Origin of the sequence: Clostridium sp. K13 (genome assembly GCF_019734195.1) — a bacterium.
In the GTDB taxonomy this organism is placed as follows: Bacteria; Bacillota; Clostridia; order Clostridiales; family Clostridiaceae; genus Clostridium.
This window is the reverse complement of sequence record NZ_JAASHM010000008.1, coordinates 77,655-94,077: the sequence shown is the minus strand read 5'-3', so window position 1 is coordinate 94,077 and position 16,423 is coordinate 77,655. Positions and strand designations below refer to the sequence as shown.

At 34.7% G+C, this 16,423-nt stretch carries 31 protein-coding genes; all 31 read left to right on the top strand.

What is annotated here, in order from left to right; genetic code table 11:
• The first annotated feature begins 28 nt into the window (after positions 1-28).
• The 31 genes from tuf to rpsD all read left to right on the top strand — a co-directional run bounded on the left by tuf (position 29) and on the right by rpsD (position 16,390).
• Entirely contained in the window at positions 29-1,222 is a 1,194-nt protein-coding gene (gene tuf, locus HCG76_RS07040) for an elongation factor Tu (RefSeq protein WP_133017125.1), read from the top strand.
• A 797-nt stretch (positions 1,223-2,019) separates the two neighbouring features.
• Positions 2,020-2,328: a 30S ribosomal protein S10 gene (rpsJ, locus tag HCG76_RS07035; protein ID WP_021876938.1), complete on the top strand. Its 309-nt coding sequence runs from the start codon at positions 2,020-2,022 to the stop codon at positions 2,326-2,328.
• A gap of 80 nt (positions 2,329-2,408) precedes the next feature.
• A complete protein-coding gene (gene rplC / locus HCG76_RS07030; RefSeq protein WP_195986993.1) occupies positions 2,409-3,038 on the top strand; it encodes a 50S ribosomal protein L3 in 630 nt (209 codons plus the stop codon).
• 24 nt (positions 3,039-3,062) lie between these two features.
• Positions 3,063-3,683, top strand: coding sequence for a 50S ribosomal protein L4 (gene rplD, locus HCG76_RS07025; protein ID WP_133016290.1), 621 nt, complete (start codon positions 3,063-3,065; stop codon positions 3,681-3,683).
• Complete coding sequence (gene rplW / locus HCG76_RS07020; protein ID WP_133016289.1) at positions 3,683-3,979, top strand: 50S ribosomal protein L23; 297 nt, start codon at positions 3,683-3,685, stop codon at positions 3,977-3,979. The genes rplD and rplW overlap by 1 nt, the downstream gene beginning before the upstream one ends.
• Before the next feature lie 58 nt (positions 3,980-4,037).
• Positions 4,038-4,871 (top strand): 50S ribosomal protein L2, encoded by an 834-nt coding sequence (rplB, locus tag HCG76_RS07015; RefSeq protein WP_221699466.1) that lies wholly within the window; start codon positions 4,038-4,040, stop codon positions 4,869-4,871.
• 64 nt (positions 4,872-4,935) lie between these two features.
• Entirely contained in the window at positions 4,936-5,220 is a 285-nt protein-coding gene (gene rpsS, locus HCG76_RS07010; protein WP_005212052.1) for a 30S ribosomal protein S19, read from the top strand.
• A 21-nt stretch (positions 5,221-5,241) separates the two neighbouring features.
• Positions 5,242-5,577, top strand: coding sequence for a 50S ribosomal protein L22 (gene rplV, locus HCG76_RS07005; protein ID WP_005212053.1), 336 nt, complete (start codon positions 5,242-5,244; stop codon positions 5,575-5,577).
• A 20-nt stretch (positions 5,578-5,597) separates the two neighbouring features.
• Entirely contained in the window at positions 5,598-6,266 is a 669-nt protein-coding gene (gene rpsC, locus HCG76_RS07000; protein ID WP_221699467.1) for a 30S ribosomal protein S3, read from the top strand.
• An 18-nt stretch (positions 6,267-6,284) separates the two neighbouring features.
• Positions 6,285-6,719, top strand: coding sequence for a 50S ribosomal protein L16 (gene rplP, locus HCG76_RS06995; RefSeq protein ID WP_040419026.1), 435 nt, complete (start codon positions 6,285-6,287; stop codon positions 6,717-6,719).
• The gene (gene rpmC / locus HCG76_RS06990) at positions 6,719-6,931 is read left to right on the top strand and encodes a 50S ribosomal protein L29 (protein ID WP_005212060.1); all 213 of its coding nucleotides are present in this window, start codon (positions 6,719-6,721) and stop codon (positions 6,929-6,931) included. Before rplP ends, rpmC begins: the two co-directional genes overlap by 1 nt.
• Positions 6,932-6,953: 22 nt before the next feature.
• Complete coding sequence (rpsQ, locus tag HCG76_RS06985) at positions 6,954-7,208, top strand: 30S ribosomal protein S17 (RefSeq protein WP_005212062.1); 255 nt, start codon at positions 6,954-6,956, stop codon at positions 7,206-7,208.
• A 32-nt stretch (positions 7,209-7,240) separates the two neighbouring features.
• Positions 7,241-7,609 (top strand): 50S ribosomal protein L14, encoded by a 369-nt coding sequence (gene rplN / locus HCG76_RS06980; protein WP_021876949.1) that lies wholly within the window; start codon positions 7,241-7,243, stop codon positions 7,607-7,609.
• 17 nt (positions 7,610-7,626) lie between these two features.
• A complete protein-coding gene (gene rplX, locus HCG76_RS06975) occupies positions 7,627-7,941 on the top strand; it encodes a 50S ribosomal protein L24 (RefSeq protein ID WP_195468546.1) in 315 nt (104 codons plus the stop codon).
• Positions 7,942-7,963: 22 nt separating this feature from the next.
• Entirely contained in the window at positions 7,964-8,506 is a 543-nt protein-coding gene (rplE, locus tag HCG76_RS06970; RefSeq protein ID WP_195986988.1) for a 50S ribosomal protein L5, read from the top strand.
• A gap of 15 nt (positions 8,507-8,521) precedes the next feature.
• Positions 8,522-8,707, top strand: a complete 186-nt coding sequence (locus HCG76_RS06965) for a type Z 30S ribosomal protein S14 (RefSeq protein WP_005212070.1) — start codon at positions 8,522-8,524, stop codon at positions 8,705-8,707.
• A gap of 28 nt (positions 8,708-8,735) precedes the next feature.
• Positions 8,736-9,134 carry a 30S ribosomal protein S8 gene (gene rpsH, locus HCG76_RS06960; protein ID WP_005212071.1) on the top strand — a complete coding sequence of 133 codons (399 nt, stop codon included), beginning with the start codon at positions 8,736-8,738 and terminating at the stop codon, positions 9,132-9,134.
• Positions 9,135-9,199: 65 nt separating this feature from the next.
• Complete coding sequence (gene rplF, locus HCG76_RS06955) at positions 9,200-9,742, top strand: 50S ribosomal protein L6 (protein ID WP_221699468.1); 543 nt, start codon at positions 9,200-9,202, stop codon at positions 9,740-9,742.
• A 19-nt stretch (positions 9,743-9,761) separates the two neighbouring features.
• Positions 9,762-10,124, top strand: coding sequence for a 50S ribosomal protein L18 (gene rplR, locus HCG76_RS06950; protein WP_005212073.1), 363 nt, complete (start codon positions 9,762-9,764; stop codon positions 10,122-10,124).
• 20 nt (positions 10,125-10,144) lie between these two features.
• On the top strand, positions 10,145-10,642 hold the full coding sequence (rpsE, locus tag HCG76_RS06945; protein WP_032117040.1) for a 30S ribosomal protein S5: 498 nt from the start codon (positions 10,145-10,147) through the stop codon (positions 10,640-10,642).
• 12 nt (positions 10,643-10,654) lie between these two features.
• A complete protein-coding gene (rpmD, locus tag HCG76_RS06940; protein WP_005212077.1) occupies positions 10,655-10,834 on the top strand; it encodes a 50S ribosomal protein L30 in 180 nt (59 codons plus the stop codon).
• A gap of 22 nt (positions 10,835-10,856) precedes the next feature.
• Positions 10,857-11,297 carry a 50S ribosomal protein L15 gene (rplO, locus tag HCG76_RS06935; protein ID WP_195986986.1) on the top strand — a complete coding sequence of 147 codons (441 nt, stop codon included), beginning with the start codon at positions 10,857-10,859 and terminating at the stop codon, positions 11,295-11,297.
• 1 nt (position 11,298) lies between these two features.
• Positions 11,299-12,576 carry a preprotein translocase subunit SecY gene (gene secY, locus HCG76_RS06930; RefSeq protein ID WP_221699469.1) on the top strand — a complete coding sequence of 426 codons (1,278 nt, stop codon included), beginning with the start codon at positions 11,299-11,301 and terminating at the stop codon, positions 12,574-12,576.
• Between the two features lie 23 nt (positions 12,577-12,599).
• Complete coding sequence (locus HCG76_RS06925) at positions 12,600-13,250, top strand: adenylate kinase (protein ID WP_221699470.1); 651 nt, start codon at positions 12,600-12,602, stop codon at positions 13,248-13,250.
• A complete protein-coding gene (gene map, locus HCG76_RS06920) occupies positions 13,250-13,999 on the top strand; it encodes a type I methionyl aminopeptidase (RefSeq protein WP_221699471.1) in 750 nt (249 codons plus the stop codon). The genes HCG76_RS06925 and map overlap by 1 nt, the downstream gene beginning before the upstream one ends.
• Before the next feature lie 83 nt (positions 14,000-14,082).
• Positions 14,083-14,364 (top strand): KOW domain-containing RNA-binding protein, encoded by a 282-nt coding sequence (locus HCG76_RS06915; protein ID WP_221699472.1) that lies wholly within the window; start codon positions 14,083-14,085, stop codon positions 14,362-14,364.
• A gap of 7 nt (positions 14,365-14,371) precedes the next feature.
• Complete coding sequence (gene infA / locus HCG76_RS06910) at positions 14,372-14,590, top strand: translation initiation factor IF-1 (RefSeq protein WP_221699473.1); 219 nt, start codon at positions 14,372-14,374, stop codon at positions 14,588-14,590.
• A gap of 40 nt (positions 14,591-14,630) precedes the next feature.
• On the top strand, positions 14,631-14,744 hold the full coding sequence (rpmJ, locus tag HCG76_RS06905) for a 50S ribosomal protein L36 (RefSeq protein WP_003448032.1): 114 nt from the start codon (positions 14,631-14,633) through the stop codon (positions 14,742-14,744).
• Between the two features lie 214 nt (positions 14,745-14,958).
• A complete protein-coding gene (gene rpsM, locus HCG76_RS06900) occupies positions 14,959-15,327 on the top strand; it encodes a 30S ribosomal protein S13 (RefSeq protein ID WP_042401482.1) in 369 nt (122 codons plus the stop codon).
• 15 nt (positions 15,328-15,342) lie between these two features.
• Positions 15,343-15,738, top strand: a complete 396-nt coding sequence (rpsK, locus tag HCG76_RS06895) for a 30S ribosomal protein S11 (protein WP_005212098.1) — start codon at positions 15,343-15,345, stop codon at positions 15,736-15,738.
• 31 nt (positions 15,739-15,769) lie between these two features.
• Complete coding sequence (rpsD, locus tag HCG76_RS06890) at positions 15,770-16,390, top strand: 30S ribosomal protein S4 (protein WP_221699474.1); 621 nt, start codon at positions 15,770-15,772, stop codon at positions 16,388-16,390.
• The last annotated feature ends 33 nt before the right edge of the window (positions 16,391-16,423 follow it).

Genomic DNA, 16,423 nt, shown 5'->3' with positions numbered 1-16,423 from the left:
GTTTGTTTCCATAAAGGAGGATTTTTAAATGGCAAAGCAAAAGTTCGAAAGAAGTAAACCACACGTAAATATCGGAACAATCGGTCACGTAGACCACGGTAAGACTACATTAACAGCTGCTATCACAACAGTATTAGCAAACAGAGGGTTCGCAGAAGCGTTCAACTATGCTGATATCGATAGAGCTCCAGAAGAAAAAGAAAGAGGAATCACAATCAACACAGCTCACGTTGAATACGAAACAGAAAGCAGACACTACGCTCACGTTGACTGTCCAGGACATGCTGACTACGTTAAGAACATGATCACTGGTGCGGCTCAAATGGACGGTGCTATATTAGTTTGTTCAGCTGCAGATGGTCCAATGCCTCAAACAAGAGAGCACATACTACTAGCTTCAAGAGTTGGTGTTGACTACATCGTTGTTTTCTTAAACAAAGCAGATATGGTTGACGATGAAGAATTATTAGAATTAGTTGAAATGGAAGTTAGAGAATTATTATCTGAATACAACTTCCCAGGAGATGACATTCCAGTAATCAAAGGATCAGCTTTAAGAGCATTAGAAAACCCAACAGATCCAGAAGCAACAGCTTGCATCATGGAATTAATGAACGCAGTAGATAGCTATATCCCAACTCCAGAAAGAGCAACAGATAAGCCATTCTTAATGCCAATCGAAGACGTATTTACAATCACTGGTAGAGGAACAGTTGCAACAGGAAGAGTTGAAAGAGGAGTTCTTCACGTATCAGACGAAGTAGAAATCGTTGGATTAACAGAAGAAAAGAGAAAAGTTGTTGTTACAGGAATCGAAATGTTCAGAAAGTTATTAGATGAAGCACAAGCTGGAGATAACATCGGAGCATTATTAAGAGGTGTTCAAAGAACTGAAATCGAAAGAGGTCAAGTTTTAGCAAAAGTTGGATCAGTAAATCCACACAGCAAGTTCGTAGGTCAAGTATACGTACTTAAGAAAGATGAAGGTGGTAGACATACTCCATTCTTCGATGGATACAGACCACAATTCTACTTCAGAACAACAGACGTTACAGGATCAATCAAATTACCAGAAGGAATGGAAATGGTTATGCCTGGAGACCACATCGATATGAACGTTGAGTTAATCACTCAAGTAGCTATGGATGAAGGTTTAAGATTCGCTATCAGAGAAGGTGGAAGAACTGTAGGTTCAGGAGTTGTTACTTCTATAATCGAATAGTTTTAAACTTTTCAATTTAAGTTTTAAATTCTTTTTAAATATAAATTTTAAATTAAAGCGCTTAATAATTGTGATCACAAAAATAGAAAGAGTAAGGGGACGCCTTTACTCTTTCTTTTTTTTGTTTATTAATATTTAGTAATAATTAATTCCTTTTTTAGTTTAGAAGTATATCTAAATAAAAAAATAAATTTTAATAATTATAAAAGAAATAAAAGGATAGAAGTAAAGTAATGAAGTTTTTTAAAATATATAAAGTATAAATAGAATGTATATTATTAAAATAGAAGAATATTAATTGTTTTTATTATTATATATGATAAGAATACATAACGTAGTTTGAAAATTATGTATATAGAAACTAAAAATAAGCATAAAAAATGTTTATAATACAATAATTTGGTTAAATATATATAATATAAGGCAATAGAAACTAAAATTTCATCAAATATACTATTGAAAAATTTTTAAATTCGATATAAAATTATAACAGTTGAACGACAGGATTACTTCTAAAAACTTAAAAAATTTTTATAAAAAATGGTTAAAAAAAGATGAAAAAAAAGTCTTGATAAAGATTTATAAAGATAGTATAATAAAGAAGTTGTGTAGCATAACGCGATGAATCAAGAGGTTGCCGGACTTCCGGGTTATTCTTGAGGAGCAAGTCAGGATCTAGAATCCGACGGCAGGAATAGTAATTTGTGTTCTTAGGCGTGAAACACCAGGAACAGTTTACATAACTATTGCTGTTGTGCGTTAGAAGTAAAGCGTACATGAAAAGGAGGGAAACCAGAATGTCAAAACAAAAAATAAGAATCAGATTAAAGGCTTTTGATCACACTATATTAGATCAATCTGCTGAAAAAATCGTTGAAACAGCTAAATCAACAGGAGCTAAGGTTGCAGGTCCAGTACCACTACCTACTGAAAAAGATGTTGTTACTATATTAAGAGCTGTTCATAAGTACAAAGATTCAAGAGAACAATTCGAAATCAGAACACACAAGAGATTAATCGACATCGTTAATCCATCACCAAAAACTGTTGATGCATTAATGAGATTAAACTTACCTGCTGGTGTAGATATCGAAATAAAGCTATAATAGCTTAACTATTAAATAAACAGTTTGAACGGTTATGATTGCAAGGGCAATCCGCTAATACGTTTAGGAGGTGTAAATACATGAAAAAAGCTATAATCGGTAAGAAAATAGGAATGACTCAAATTTTCGATGAAAATGGAAAGGTAGTTCCTGTAACTGTAGTAGAAGCTGGACCATGTGTTGTTGTTCAAAAGAAGACTATCGAAAAGGATGGTTATGAAGCAATACAAGTTGGTTTCGGTGAAATAAGAGAAAAATTAGTTAATAAGCCAAGAAAAGGACACTTTGCTAAGGCTGGAGTATCTTTAAGAAGAACATTAAAAGAGTTCAGATTAGAAGATTGCAGCGCTTACGAAGTAGGTCAAGAAATCAAAGCTGATTTATTTGCAGCTGGAGATAAAATTGACGTTTCTGGAGTTTCTAAAGGTAAGGGATTCCAAGGGGTTATTAAGAGATGGAATGCTAACAGAGGGCCAATGTCACACGGTTCTAAGTTCCACAGAGCAGTAGGTTCAATGGGAGCTTCTTCTGATCCATCAAGAACATTCAAGAACAAGAACATGCCAGGACACATGGGAGCTGTTAACACAACAGTATTAAACTTAGAAGTTGTTAAAGTAATAGCTGAAAAGAACTTAATATTAGTTAAGGGTGGTATCCCAGGTGCTAACAAGAGCACAGTTGTAATAAGAAACGCTGTTAAAGCTTAATTTCTTTAGAAAGGAGGAGACAGAATGCCTACAGTAGGATTATTTAACAAAGAAGGAAATAAAATTGAAGATATTCAATTAAATGATAAAGTATTCGCTGTTGAAGTGAATGCAGATGCTATGCACCAAGTAGTTGTTGCATTATTAGCTAACAAGAGACAAGGAACTCAATCAGCTAAGACTAGAGCTGAGGTTAGAGGAGGCGGAATCAAGCCTTGGAGACAAAAGGGAACTGGTAGAGCTAGACAAGGATCAATCAGAGCACCACAATGGATCAAAGGTGGAGTTGTATTCGCACCAAAGCCAAGAGATTACAGAATGTCAATACCAAAATCAATGAGAAGAGTTGCTATGTTATCAGCATTAACTAGCAAAGTTCAAAATGATGAAATGGTAGTATTAGATAGCTTAACATTAGAAGCTCCTAAGACTAAGGAAATTGTTAAAATGTTAAATGCTTTCAATGCTAAGAAGACATTAATCGTTACTGCTGAAGCAAACGAAACAGTTTACAAATCAGCTAGAAACATAGAAGGAGTAGCAGTACTTCCAGTTAACAACATCAACGTTTATGATTTATTAAAATACTCAAAAGTAATCATGACTAAGGATGCTGTATCAAAGATTGAGGAGGTGTACGCATAATGAAGTTAACAAGCCACGATATAATCAGAAAACCAGTTATAACTGAAAAGTCAATGGCTGCAATGGCAGAAAAGAAGTACACTTTCATAGTTCATATGAGCGCTAACAAAGTTCAAATAAAGAAAGCGGTTGAAGAAGTTTTCGGCGTTAAAGTTGAAAAAGTTCAAACAATAAGAACTATGGGAAAAACTAAGAGAATGGGCGTACATGTTGGTAAGAGAGCTGACCAAAAGAAAGCTATAATCACATTAGCTCAAGATAGCAAAGGTATTGAATTCTTCGAAGGAATGCAATAATATCAAAGCGAAGTATTGGTAAAAATACCAGATAAGCTTAAAGAAGGAGGGAATTAGCATGGCAGTTAAAAAGTTTAGACCTACTACACCATCAAGAAGACAAATGACAATGGCAAGTTTTGAAGAAATAACTACAAACAGCCCAGAGAAATCACTTCTTGTTTCTTTAAAGAAAACTGGTGGTAGAAATGCACAAGGTAAAATAACTGTTAGACACCACGGTGGTGGAGCTAAGAGAAAGTATAGAATAATAGATTTCAAGAGAAATAAGGATGGTATTCCAGCAAAAGTTGCTACTATAGAATACGATCCAAACAGAACAGCATACATTGCTTTAGTAGTATATGCTGATGGTGAAAAGAGATACATCATTGCACCAGTAGGATTAAAGGTTGGAGATACAATCGTATCTGGACCAGAAGCTGATATCAAAGTTGGTAATGCAAAAGCATTAAAAGATATGCCAGTTGGTACAGTTGTTCATAATATAGAATTACAAGCTGGTAAAGGTGGCCAAATGGTTAGATCAGCAGGTACTTCAGCTCAATTAATGGCTAAAGAAGGTAACTATGCAACATTAAGATTACCTTCAGGTGAAATGAGATATGTAAGAATCGAATGTAAAGCTACAATCGGTACAGTTTCTAACACTACTAACGACATTATCAATATTGGTAAAGCTGGTAGAAAGAGACACATGGGATGGAGACCTACAGTTAGAGGTTCTGTAATGAACCCTTGCGATCACCCTCATGGTGGTGGTGAAGGTAGATCACCAATCGGTAGACCAAGTCCAGTTACTCCATGGGGTAAACCAGCACTTGGATACAAGACTAGAAAGAATAAGAAGTATTCTGATAGATTCATAATAAAGAGAAGAAATAGTAAGTAATTGAAGAGAATTAATTCTCTTCAGGCTTACTGGGCCTAGAGATTATGAAGGGAGGCAAATTATAGTGAGTAGATCAATAAAAAAGGGACCTTTCGTACACGAAGGACTTTTAAAGAAGATAGAAGAAATGAATGCTAATGGTGAAAATAAGGTTGTTAAGACTTGGTCAAGATCATCAACAATTTTCCCACAAATGATTGGTCATACAATCGCTGTTCATGATGGTAGAAAACACGTTCCAGTATATGTGAGCGAAGATATGGTAGGACACAAATTAGGAGAATTTGCACTTACTAGAACATACAGAGGACACGATTACGACGAAAAAGCATCAAGAAAAAGAAAGTAATCTGGGAAAGGAGGAACACCAATGGAAGCTAGAGCTATAGCTAAATATGTTAGAATGTCTCCAATGAAAGTAGGAGTTGTTCTTGATTTAATAAGAGGAAAAAACGTTAACGAGGCTTTCGCTATATTACAATACACTCCAAAAGATGCTGCAGTTGTTATAAACAAAGTTTTAAAATCAGCTGTTGCAAATGCAGAGAACAATCATGACTTAAATGTTGAAAACTTATATGTTGCTGAAACATTCGTAGGTGCTGGTCCAACTTTAAAGAGATTCAGACCAATGGACCACGGTAAAGCGTTCAGAATCAATAAGAGAACAAGTCATATAACAGTAGTAGTTAAAGAAAGAGCTTAGTAAGAAGGAGGGAAAAACAAGTGGGTCAAAAAGTACATCCTCACGGACTTAGAGTTGGAGTTATCAAAGGTTGGGATGCAAAATGGTATGCTGATAAGAGAACATTTGCAGATAACTTAATCGAAGATAACAAAATAAGAGAATTCGTAAAGAAAGAACTTTTCTCAGCTGGGATCGCTAAGATTGAAATCGAAAGATCAGCTAAAAGAGTTAAGTTAAATATATATACTGCTAAACCAGGTGTTGTTATCGGTAAAGGTGGTGCAGGAATCGAAGCTTTAAAAGCTAAGGTTGCTAAATTAGTAAACGGAAAGAACATTTTAATAAACATAGTTGAAGTTAAGAATGCTGAAGCAAACGCTCAATTAGTTGCTGAAAACATTGCTGCTCAATTAGAAAAAAGAGTTTCTTTCAGAAGAGCTATGAAACAAAGCATCCAAAGAGCTATGAGATTAGGAGCTAAGGGTGTTAAAACAGCTTGTTCAGGAAGATTAGGCGGAGCTGAAATCGCTAGAACTGAACAATATCACGAAGGAACAATTCCACTACAAACATTAAGAGCTGATATCGATTATGGATTTGCTGAAGCAGATACAACATACGGTAAAATCGGAGTTAAAGTTTGGGTTTATAATGGAGAAGTTCTTCCAACTAAAAAAGTTGAAAAGAAGGAAGAAGTTAACGCGTAAGAAAGGAGGAATATAATCATGTTAATGCCTAAAAGAGTTAAGCATCGTAAGGTACAACGTGGTAGAATGAAAGGAAAAGCTACTAGAGGTAATTTCCTTGCATATGGAGATTTTGGTATCCAAGCGCAAACTTGTGGATGGATAACAAGTAACCAAATAGAATCTGCCAGAATAGCAATTAACAGATACATTAGAAGAGGAGGAAAACTTTGGATAAAAGTATTCCCAGATAAGCCAGTTACTGAAAAACCAGCTGAAACAAGAATGGGTTCTGGTAAAGGTTCACCAGAATATTGGGTAGCTGTAGTTAAACCTGGTAGAGTATTATTTGAATTATCAGGAGTTAACGAAGAAGTTGCAAGAGAAGCAATGAGACTTGCATCACACAAACTTCCTGTAAAGTGTAAATTCGTTACAAGAAGAGATTTTGAGGAAATGGGTGGTGAAGAATAATGAAGGCTAGAGAATTAAAAGATTTAAGAGCAAATAATCCTCAAGATTTAGTTGCTAAGCTAGGAGAATTAAAAGCTGAATTATTCAACTTAAGATTCCAATTAGCTACAGGACAATTAGAAAATCCTATGAGAATAAGAGAAGTAAAGAAATCTATAGCCCAAATCAAAACCATCATTAGAGAAGAAGAGATCAGGGCATTTGAACAGTAAATCTGGAAGGAGGTAGCCCCTAATGGAAAGAGGATTAAGAAAGAAGAAAATCGGTAGAGTTGTTTCTGATAAAATGGATAAGACTATCGTAGTTGCTGTTGAAACTAAGGTAAGACATCCACTATACGGAAAAACTATGAATAGAACTACTAAATTCAAAGCTCATGATGAAAATAATGAAGCTAACATGAATGATAGAGTATTAATAATGGAAACTAGACCATTATCTAAAGATAAGAGATGGAGACTTGTTGAAATAGTTGAAAGAGCTAAATAAGCTTTTTAGGACTGAAAGGAGGGTAAATTTCAATGATACAACAACAAACCTTATTAAAGGTAGCAGATAACTCAGGTGCTAAAGAAATTATGTGTATCAGAGTTTTAGGCGGATCAAAGAGAAAGTTCGGTAACATTGGAGATATAATAGTAGCTAGCGTTAAAAGTGCAACACCAGGCGGAGTTGTTAAAAAAGGTGACGTTGTAAAAGCTGTTATTGTTAGATCAGTAAGAGGATTAAGAAGAGCTGACGGTTCATACATCAAATTTGATGAGAACGCTGCTGTTATAATAAAAGATGATAAGCAACCAAGAGGAACTCGTATCTTCGGACCAGTTGCTAGGGAGCTAAGAGATAAAGAATTTAACAAAATATTATCATTAGCACCAGAAGTTCTATAATAGAGGAGGTGGCTAATTTGAAGTTACACGTTAAAAAGAACGACACAGTAGTAGTTATTTCTGGTAAAGATGCTGGAAAAACTGGTGAAGTTTTAAAAGTATATCCAAAAACAGGAAAGGTTCTTGTTCAAGGAGTTAACATAGTAAAGAAACACCAAAAGCCAACTAGAGCAAATGCTCAAGGTGGAATAATAGAAAAAGAAGGAGCTATATATAGCTCAAAAGTTATGTTATACTGCACAAAATGCAAAAATGCTACAAGAATTAGCAGTAAAATCTTAGAAGATGGTACTAAGGTTAGAGTTTGTAAGAAGTGTGGAGAAACATTCTAAAATCTGAAAGGAGGTACTAATTATGACACCAAGACTTCAAGAGAAGTATACAAATGAAGTAATTCAAGCTATGACAGAAAAGTTCGGATACAAAAACATCATGGAAGTTCCAAAGCTTGAAAAAATCGTTATAAATATGGGAGTTGGAGAAGCTAAAGATAACCAAAAGGTTTTAGAATCTGCGGTTGCTGACTTACAACTTATCTCAGGACAAAAACCAATCTTAACTAGAGCAAAGAAATCAGTTGCTAACTTTAAGATCAGAGAAAACATGGCATTAGGATGTAAAGTTACATTAAGAGGAGCAAAGATGTTTGAATTTGCTGATAAGCTAATGTCAATAGCTCTTCCAAGAGTTAGAGACTTCAGAGGAGTTTCTGATAGAGCTTTTGATGGAAGAGGAAATTATTCTTTAGGAATTAAAGAACAATTAATATTCCCAGAAGTAGAATACGATAAAATCGATAAGGTTAGAGGAATGGATATTATCTTCGTTACAACTGCAAAGACTGACGAAGAAGCAAGAGAATTATTAAGATTCCTTGGAATGCCATTCGCTCAATAATAAGGAGGGAAAACTGTGGCACGTAAAGCTATTATTGAAAAGTGGAGCAAAGCTCCTAAATATAAAACAAGAGCTTATACAAGATGCAGAATATGTGGAAGACCACATGCAGTATTAAGAAAGTTTGGTATTTGCCGTATATGCTTTAGAGAACTTGCTTACAAAGGTGAAATTCCTGGTTGTAAGAAGGCAAGCTGGTAAACCTAACGACTGAAAGGAGGCAAATTAAATGGTTATGACAGATCCTATCGCAGATTTACTAACTCGTATTAGAAATGCGAATGCTGTAAGACACGAAGTAGTAGAAGTTCCTTCTTCAAACGTAAAGAAGGCTGTTGCAAATATATTATTACAAGAGGGATACATCAAGAATATTGAAGAATATAATGACGGTGTTGTTCCAATGATGAGATTATCACTTAAGTACGGTTCTAACAAAGAAAGAGTTATAACTGGAATTAAGAGAATATCAAAGCCAGGTTTAAGAGTATACTGTAAGAAAGATGAAGTTCCAAGAGTTCTTAATGGATTAGGAATCGCTGTAATTTCAACTTCAAAAGGTATAGTTGTAGACAGAGAAGCTAGAAAATTAGGCTTAGGTGGAGAAGTTGTTTGCTACGTTTGGTAGTAACTAATTTTGAAAATTAACTAGATTAACATATAGATCTAACAAGTAATACAGGAGGTGCGGTTATGTCAAGAGTAGGTAGATTACCAATAGCTATCCCTGCTGGTGTTACAGTGACAGTTGCTGAAGATAACGTTGTTACTGTAAAAGGACCTAAAGGGCAATTAGTTAAGGCTATGGACAAAGACATGAATATAGTAGTTGAAGACAACCAAGTTGTTGTTACAAGACCTAGTGACGTTAAAGAGCATAGAGCTCTTCACGGTTTAACTAGAGCATTAATCAACAACATGATCATAGGAGTTGAAAAGGGATACCAAAAGACTCTAGAATTAATCGGTGTTGGTTATAGAGCTCAATTACAAGGAAAGAAACTTGTAATGAACTTAGGATATTCACACCCAGTTGAAATAGAACCAGCTGAAGGAATTACTTTCGAAACTCCAGCAGCTACAAAGGTAGTTATATCAGGAATCGATAAGCAATTGGTTGGTGCTGCTGCTGCTGATATCAGAAAGTGGAGAAAACCTGAACCATATAAGGGTAAAGGAATTAAGTTCGAAGGCGAAGTTATCAGACGTAAAGAAGGTAAAACTGGTAAGAAATAATTAGGAAGGAGTGAACCTTATGTTCAAGAAGGCAGACAAAAAAGCAAGTAGAGCAAAACGTCACCTTAGAGTACGTAAGAAAGTTTCTGGTACTCCTGAAAGACCAAGACTTTCAGTATATAGAAGTGAAAAGAATATATATGCTCAAATAATAGATGATATAAATGCTGTTACTTTAGTATCTGCTTCAACATTAGATAAAGATGTTGACGTTAAAGTAGGCGGAAACAAAGAAGCTGCTAAATTAGTTGGTGAACTAGTTGCTAAGAGAGCTTTAGATAAAGGTATTACTGAAGTTGTATTCGACAGAGGTGGATACGTATATCACGGAAGAGTTCAAACATTAGCAGAAAGCGCTAGAGAAGCAGGCTTAAAATTCTAATCAAACAAGGAGGGAAATCAATGAGAATCGATCCTAGCACACTAGACCTTAAGGAAAAGGTTGTTTTTATAAACAGAGTTACTAAGGTTGTTAAGGGTGGTAGAAACTTCAGATTCAGCGCATTAGTGGTTGTTGGTGATGAGAACGGACACGTAGGCGTGGGAATGGGTAAGTCAATCGAAATCCCAGAAGCAATTAAAAAAGGTATCGAAGACGCTAAGAAAAACATGGTTAGCGTTGCTATAGTTGGAACAACAGTTCCTCACGAAATATATGGTAAGTTTGGAACTGGTAAAGTTTTAATCATGCCAGCTAAAGAAGGTACAGGAGTTATCGCTGGAGGTCCAGCAAGAGCTGTCCTAGAATTAGCAGGATTAAAGGACGTTAGAGCTAAGTCTTTAGGTTCAAACAATCCAAGAAACATGGTAAATGCTACAATTAACGGTTTAGCAAGCTTAAGAACAGCTGAAGATATAGCTAAGTTAAGAGGCAAAACTGTAGAAGAAATATTAGGTTAGGAGGTATACGCAATGGCAAAGATAAAGGTTACTTTAGTTAAAAGCTTAATAGGCAGAAAGAAAGACCATATCGCTACTGCAAATGCTCTTGGTCTAAGAAAGATTAATAAAACTGTAGAGCATGAGGATACTCCTCAAATCAGAGGTATGATCAACAAAGTTGACTACTTATTAAAAGTAGAAGAAGTATAATAAAGAGGAGGTGCACTAAGATATGAAACTTCATGAATTAAAGCCAGCAGCTGGTAGCAAAAAAGCTCCTAAGAGAGTTGGTAGAGGTACTGGTTCAGGTTTAGGAAGAAACGCTGGTAAAGGTGAAAAAGGACAAAACGCTAGATCAGGCGGTGGAGTTAGACCAGGATTTGAAGGTGGTCAAATGCCATTATACAGAAGACTTCCTAAGAGAGGATTCACTAATATCTTCGCTAAGAAAATTGTTTCTATCAATGTTGATAGATTAAACATATTCGAAAACGGCACAGTAGTAACTCCAGAATTATTACTTGAAACAAGAGTAATATCTAAAGTATTAGACGGAGTTAAGATATTAGGAAACGGAACATTAGAAAAGAGCCTAACTGTACAAGGATGTAAAATGTCTAAGTCAGCGGCTGAGAAGATAGAAGCAGCTGGAGGAAAAGTTGAGGTGATGTAATATGCTATCAACCCTACGTAATGCCTGGAAGGTTCCGGAACTAAGAAAAAGATTTTTATGGACGATATTTTTAGTAGCAATTTTCAGGATAGGAATACATATTCCAGTTCCTGGAATTGATACTAGCTATTTAAGCTCAATGACTAACTCTGGTGGGTTACTTGGGTTTTATAACTTAATATCAGGAGGCGCTTTAAGTAAATTTAGTATATTTGCATTAAGTGTTTCACCTTATATTAATGCATCAATCATAATGCAATTATTAACAATTGCAATTCCATCTTTAGAACAACTTTCTAAAGAAGGAGAAGAAGGTAGAAAGAAAATTCAATCTATTACAAGATACGCTTCTATAGCAATAGGATTTGTATTAGCAATAGGAATTTACTCAATGATTGCAGCACAAGGTGCAGCAACAGGATTAGGAGCAGCTCAAAAAGCTGTAGTACTAATTTCATTAGTAGTAGGATCTACTTTCTGTATGTGGCTTGGTGACCAAATAACTCAAAAAGGATTTGGAAATGGGGTTTCAATATTAATATTCGTTAATATAGTATCTCAATTACCTACAACTTTAATGTCATTATTTACATTAAAAGACGCAGGTGAAATTTCTATAATAGAAATAGCATTATTCTTAATTGGTGCATTAGCACTATTAGCAATTACAATTTACTTCTCATTAGCAGAGAGAAGGGTGCCAATCCAATATGCTGGTAAGGCTGTAGGAGCTAAGGTTATGAAAGGTCAATCTACTCATATACCATTAAGTTTAATAGGATCAGCAGTTATTGCAATAATATTTGCAATGTCTGTAATGATGTTCCCTGAAACAATAGCAAATTTCTTCCCAACTAAGGGATGGTCTCAATGGATACTAACAAGTCCATATAGTATTTTTAATAAAACTACTTGGATGTATCCACTTTGTTATGCAGTATTAACAGTATTCTTTACTTGGTTCTATACTCAAATAACATTTAAACCAGATGAAATGGCTGAAAATCTTCATAAGTCTGCAGGTTTTGTACCAGGTGTAAGACCAGGTGAAGCTACAGAGAAGTATTTTGAAAGGGTACTTACAAAAGTATCTCTAATCGGGGGATTATTTGCAGCGTTACTTGCTGTTACTCCAATATTAATTAGTAATTATACAGATTTAAGTGGAATTCAATTTGGTGGAACGTCACTATTAATTTTAATTGGAGTTGGTTTAGATTTCTCTAGACAATTAGATTCACAATTAGTTATGAGACACTACCAAGGATTCTTAAAATAGATTTTATAATGGAGATGATGCCCGTGAAGATAGTATTATTAGGTCCTCCTGGGGCTGGAAAAGGAACACAGGCAAAATCAATTAGTAATAGATACTCTATACCACATATTTCTACTGGGGATATCTTTAGAAAGAATATTTCAGAAGAAACCCCTTTAGGAATAGAAGCTAAGCAATATATTGATAATGGTCAATTAGTACCAGATGAAGTAACTATAAATATGGTTAAAGATAGATTAACATGGGAAGACTGTAAAAATGGTTATCTATTAGATGGATTCCCAAGAACTGTTGCTCAAGCAGAAGCTCTACAAGAGTTTTTAGATTCAAGAAATGAAAACTTAGATACAGCTTTATGTATCGAAGTACCTAGCAGTTTCATACTTGAAAGAATGACAGGAAGAAGAGTTTGTTTATCATGTGGAGCTAGTTATCATATCAAATTTAATCCACCAACTGTTGATGGAGTTTGTGATGTGTGTGGTGATAACATTATCCAAAGAAAAGATGATGTTGAAGAAACAGTAAAAGAGAGACTAGATGTCTATGAAAGACAAACACAACCACTGATTGATTTTTATAAAGAGAAAAACTTACTTTCCACAGTAGATGGAACAAAAGCTATTAATGAAGTATTCGAAGGTATCTGTAATATTTTAGGGAGTGCAAACTAATGATTATTATCAAAAATGATAAAGAAATCGACCTAATGAGAATTGCAGGAAGAATAGTAGCAGAAACTCTACTACTTGTTGAAACAAAAGTTAAACCAGGGATAACTACTGCTGAATTAGATAGGATAGCAGAAGAATTTATAACTAAGCATGGGGCAATACCTTCATTTAAAGGGCTCTATGGATTTCCTGCTTCACTATGTATATCTGTTAATGAGCAAGTAGTTCATGGAATACCAGGAGGGTATGTATTAAAAGAGGGAGATATTATTAGTGTAGACTGTGGTGCACATATTAATGGGTTTCACGGTGATGCAGCAAGAACATTTGCTGTAGGTAATATTTCAGAAGAAGCAAACAAACTTATAAAAGTTACTGAAGAATCTTTCTTTAAAGGTTTGGAGTTTGCTAAAGTAGGAAATAAACTAACTGATATTTCACATGAAATACAACGCTATGTTGAGGCTTCAGGTTTCTCAGTTGTAAGAGATTTCGTAGGTCACGGGATAGGAAAAAGTGTCCATGAGGATCCGGAAATTCCTAACTTCGGAAGACCAGGCCGAGGTCCAAAATTAGTTGCTGGTATGACTTTAGCTATAGAACCTATGGTTAATATGGGAACATATAGAGTAGCTACTTTAGGTGATGATTGGACAGTAGTCTCAGCAGATAAGAGCCTTTCGGCTCACTATGAAAACACTGTTGTAATTTTACCAGATGGACCAGAGATATTAACACTGATTAAATAAGTGTTGCTTAGTTATAAATTCGCATGATACCAAAAGGTGGCTTGTAGATTTATGACTAAGGTAATCATCGAGGTGAAAGAAATTTGCAAGACAATGACTTAATTGGGAAAATTGTTCTTTCAAAATGCGGAAGAGATAAGGATCATTATTACGTTATTGTTGATAAAGTGAATGATGATTATTACCTTCTAATTAATGGAAGTAATAAGACAATTCAGATGCCTAAGAAGAAAAACATAAAACATTTTATTGTTTTAGAAAATGTAGATGATGAGATTAAAGCATCACTTATATTAAAGGATAAAGGTACTGATTTAAAAATTAAAAGATTTCTAAAACTAAAAGGCATTGTTAAGGAGGGTTGATTACCTTATGTCAAAAGATGATGTAATAGAAATGCAAGGTGTAGTCTTAGAGGCTTTACCAAATGCAATGTTTCAAGTTGAGTTAGAAAGTGGTCATAGAATTTTAGCTCACATATCAGGAAAATTAAGAATGAACTTCATAAGAATTCTACCTGGAGATAAGGTTACTATAGAACTTTCTCCATATGACCTAACAAGAGGAAGAATTACTTGGAGAGCAAAATAAGGTAAAAAGTTTACCATAAATTACACAAGGAGGGTTAGCGATGAAAGTAAGACCATCAGTTAAGCCTATTTGCGAAAAGTGCAAGATTATAAGAAGAAAAGGAAGAGTAATGGTAATCTGTGAAAATCCTAAGCACAAGCAAAAACAAGGCTAATATAATTAAATATTAGGCAGAATAATTTACAAATATTAATATGTTGACTTTTTTTTGAAAGTTCAATATTATTATATAGGCGTTTAAATCAGCTTATTAATTTTAGGTACGGCTGACGATAGGTTTTTTTACCTATCGACCTAAGATTTTAATATAAATTTACCAAAAGCAAAAATAAAAAATTGCATTTCAATAAACAGGAGGTGTAAGTTCAATGGCAAGAATAGCAGGAGTTGACCTACCAAAGGAAAAAAGAGTTGAAATAGGTCTAACATATATATACGGAGTTGGTTTATCTACTTCTCAAAAGATATTAGCTACTACTGGAATTAACCCAGATACTAGAATTAAGGATCTTACTGAGGATGAAGTAAATGAAATCAGAAACTATGTAAACAAGAACTTAATGGTTGAAGGTGACTTAAGAAGAGATGTTGCTTTAAACATTAAGAGATTAGTTGAAATAGGTTGTTACAGAGGAATAAGACATAGAAAAGGTCTTCCAGTTAGAGGACAAAAAACTAAGACTAACGCTAGAACTAGAAAAGGTCCTAAGAAGACTATCGCAAATAAGAAGAAGTAGTGAGGAGGGATTTCGATGGCTCAAAAAGTCAAAAAGACTACTAGAAGAAGAAAAGAAAGAAAGAATGTTGAGCATGGTGCTGCACATATCCAATCAACTTTCAATAACTCAATAGTTACTTTAACTGATGCGGCTGGAAATGCTTTATCATGGTCAAGTGCTGGAGCTTTAGGTTTCAGAGGTTCAAGAAAGAGCACACCATTTGCATCTCAAATGGCAGCAGAAACTGCAGCTAAAGCAGCTATGGAACACGGTTTAAAGAGTATAGAAGTATACGTTAAAGGACCAGGTGCTGGTAGAGAAGCAGCTATAAGATCATTACAAGCTGCAGGTTTAGAAGTAACTCTAATTAAAGACGTTACTCCAATTCCACACAACGGATGTAGACCACCGAAGAGAAGAAGAGTCTAATTATATTTAAATTCAACAGGAGGTGTAACGAATGGCAAGATATACTGGAGCTACATGTAGATTATGTAGAAGAGAAGGTCAAAAGCTATTCCTTAAGGGAGATAGATGTTATACAGATAAATGTGCTTTCGTAAGAAGAAGCTATGCACCAGGACAACATGGAGCAGCTAAGAAAAAGTTATCTAACTACGGAGTACAATTAAGAGAAAAGCAAAAAGCTAGAAGAATATACGGTGTTTTAGAAGGTCAATTCAGAACTTACTATGAAAAGGCTGATCACATGAAGGGAATCACTGGTGAAAACTTATTAATGTTACTAGAAATGAGATTAGATAACGTTGCGTATAGATTAGGATACGGTGCTTCAAGAAGCGAAGCTAGACAATTAGTTACTCATGGACATTTCTTAGTAAATGGTAAGAAAGTTGATATTCCATCATACAGAGTATCAGTTAACGATGTAATATCTGTTTGCGAAAAGAGCAGAGGAACTGAAAAGTTCAAGACTTTCGTAGAAAATCCAAAGACATTACCAAAATGGTTAGAAGCTAACGTTGAAAACTATGAAGGTAAAGTAGTTGCTGTTCCAACTAGAGAAGATATTGACGTACCAGTTAACGAAACTCTAATTGTCGAATTATACAGCAAATAATAAATTAATATTTTTAATATTAAGATATTATAT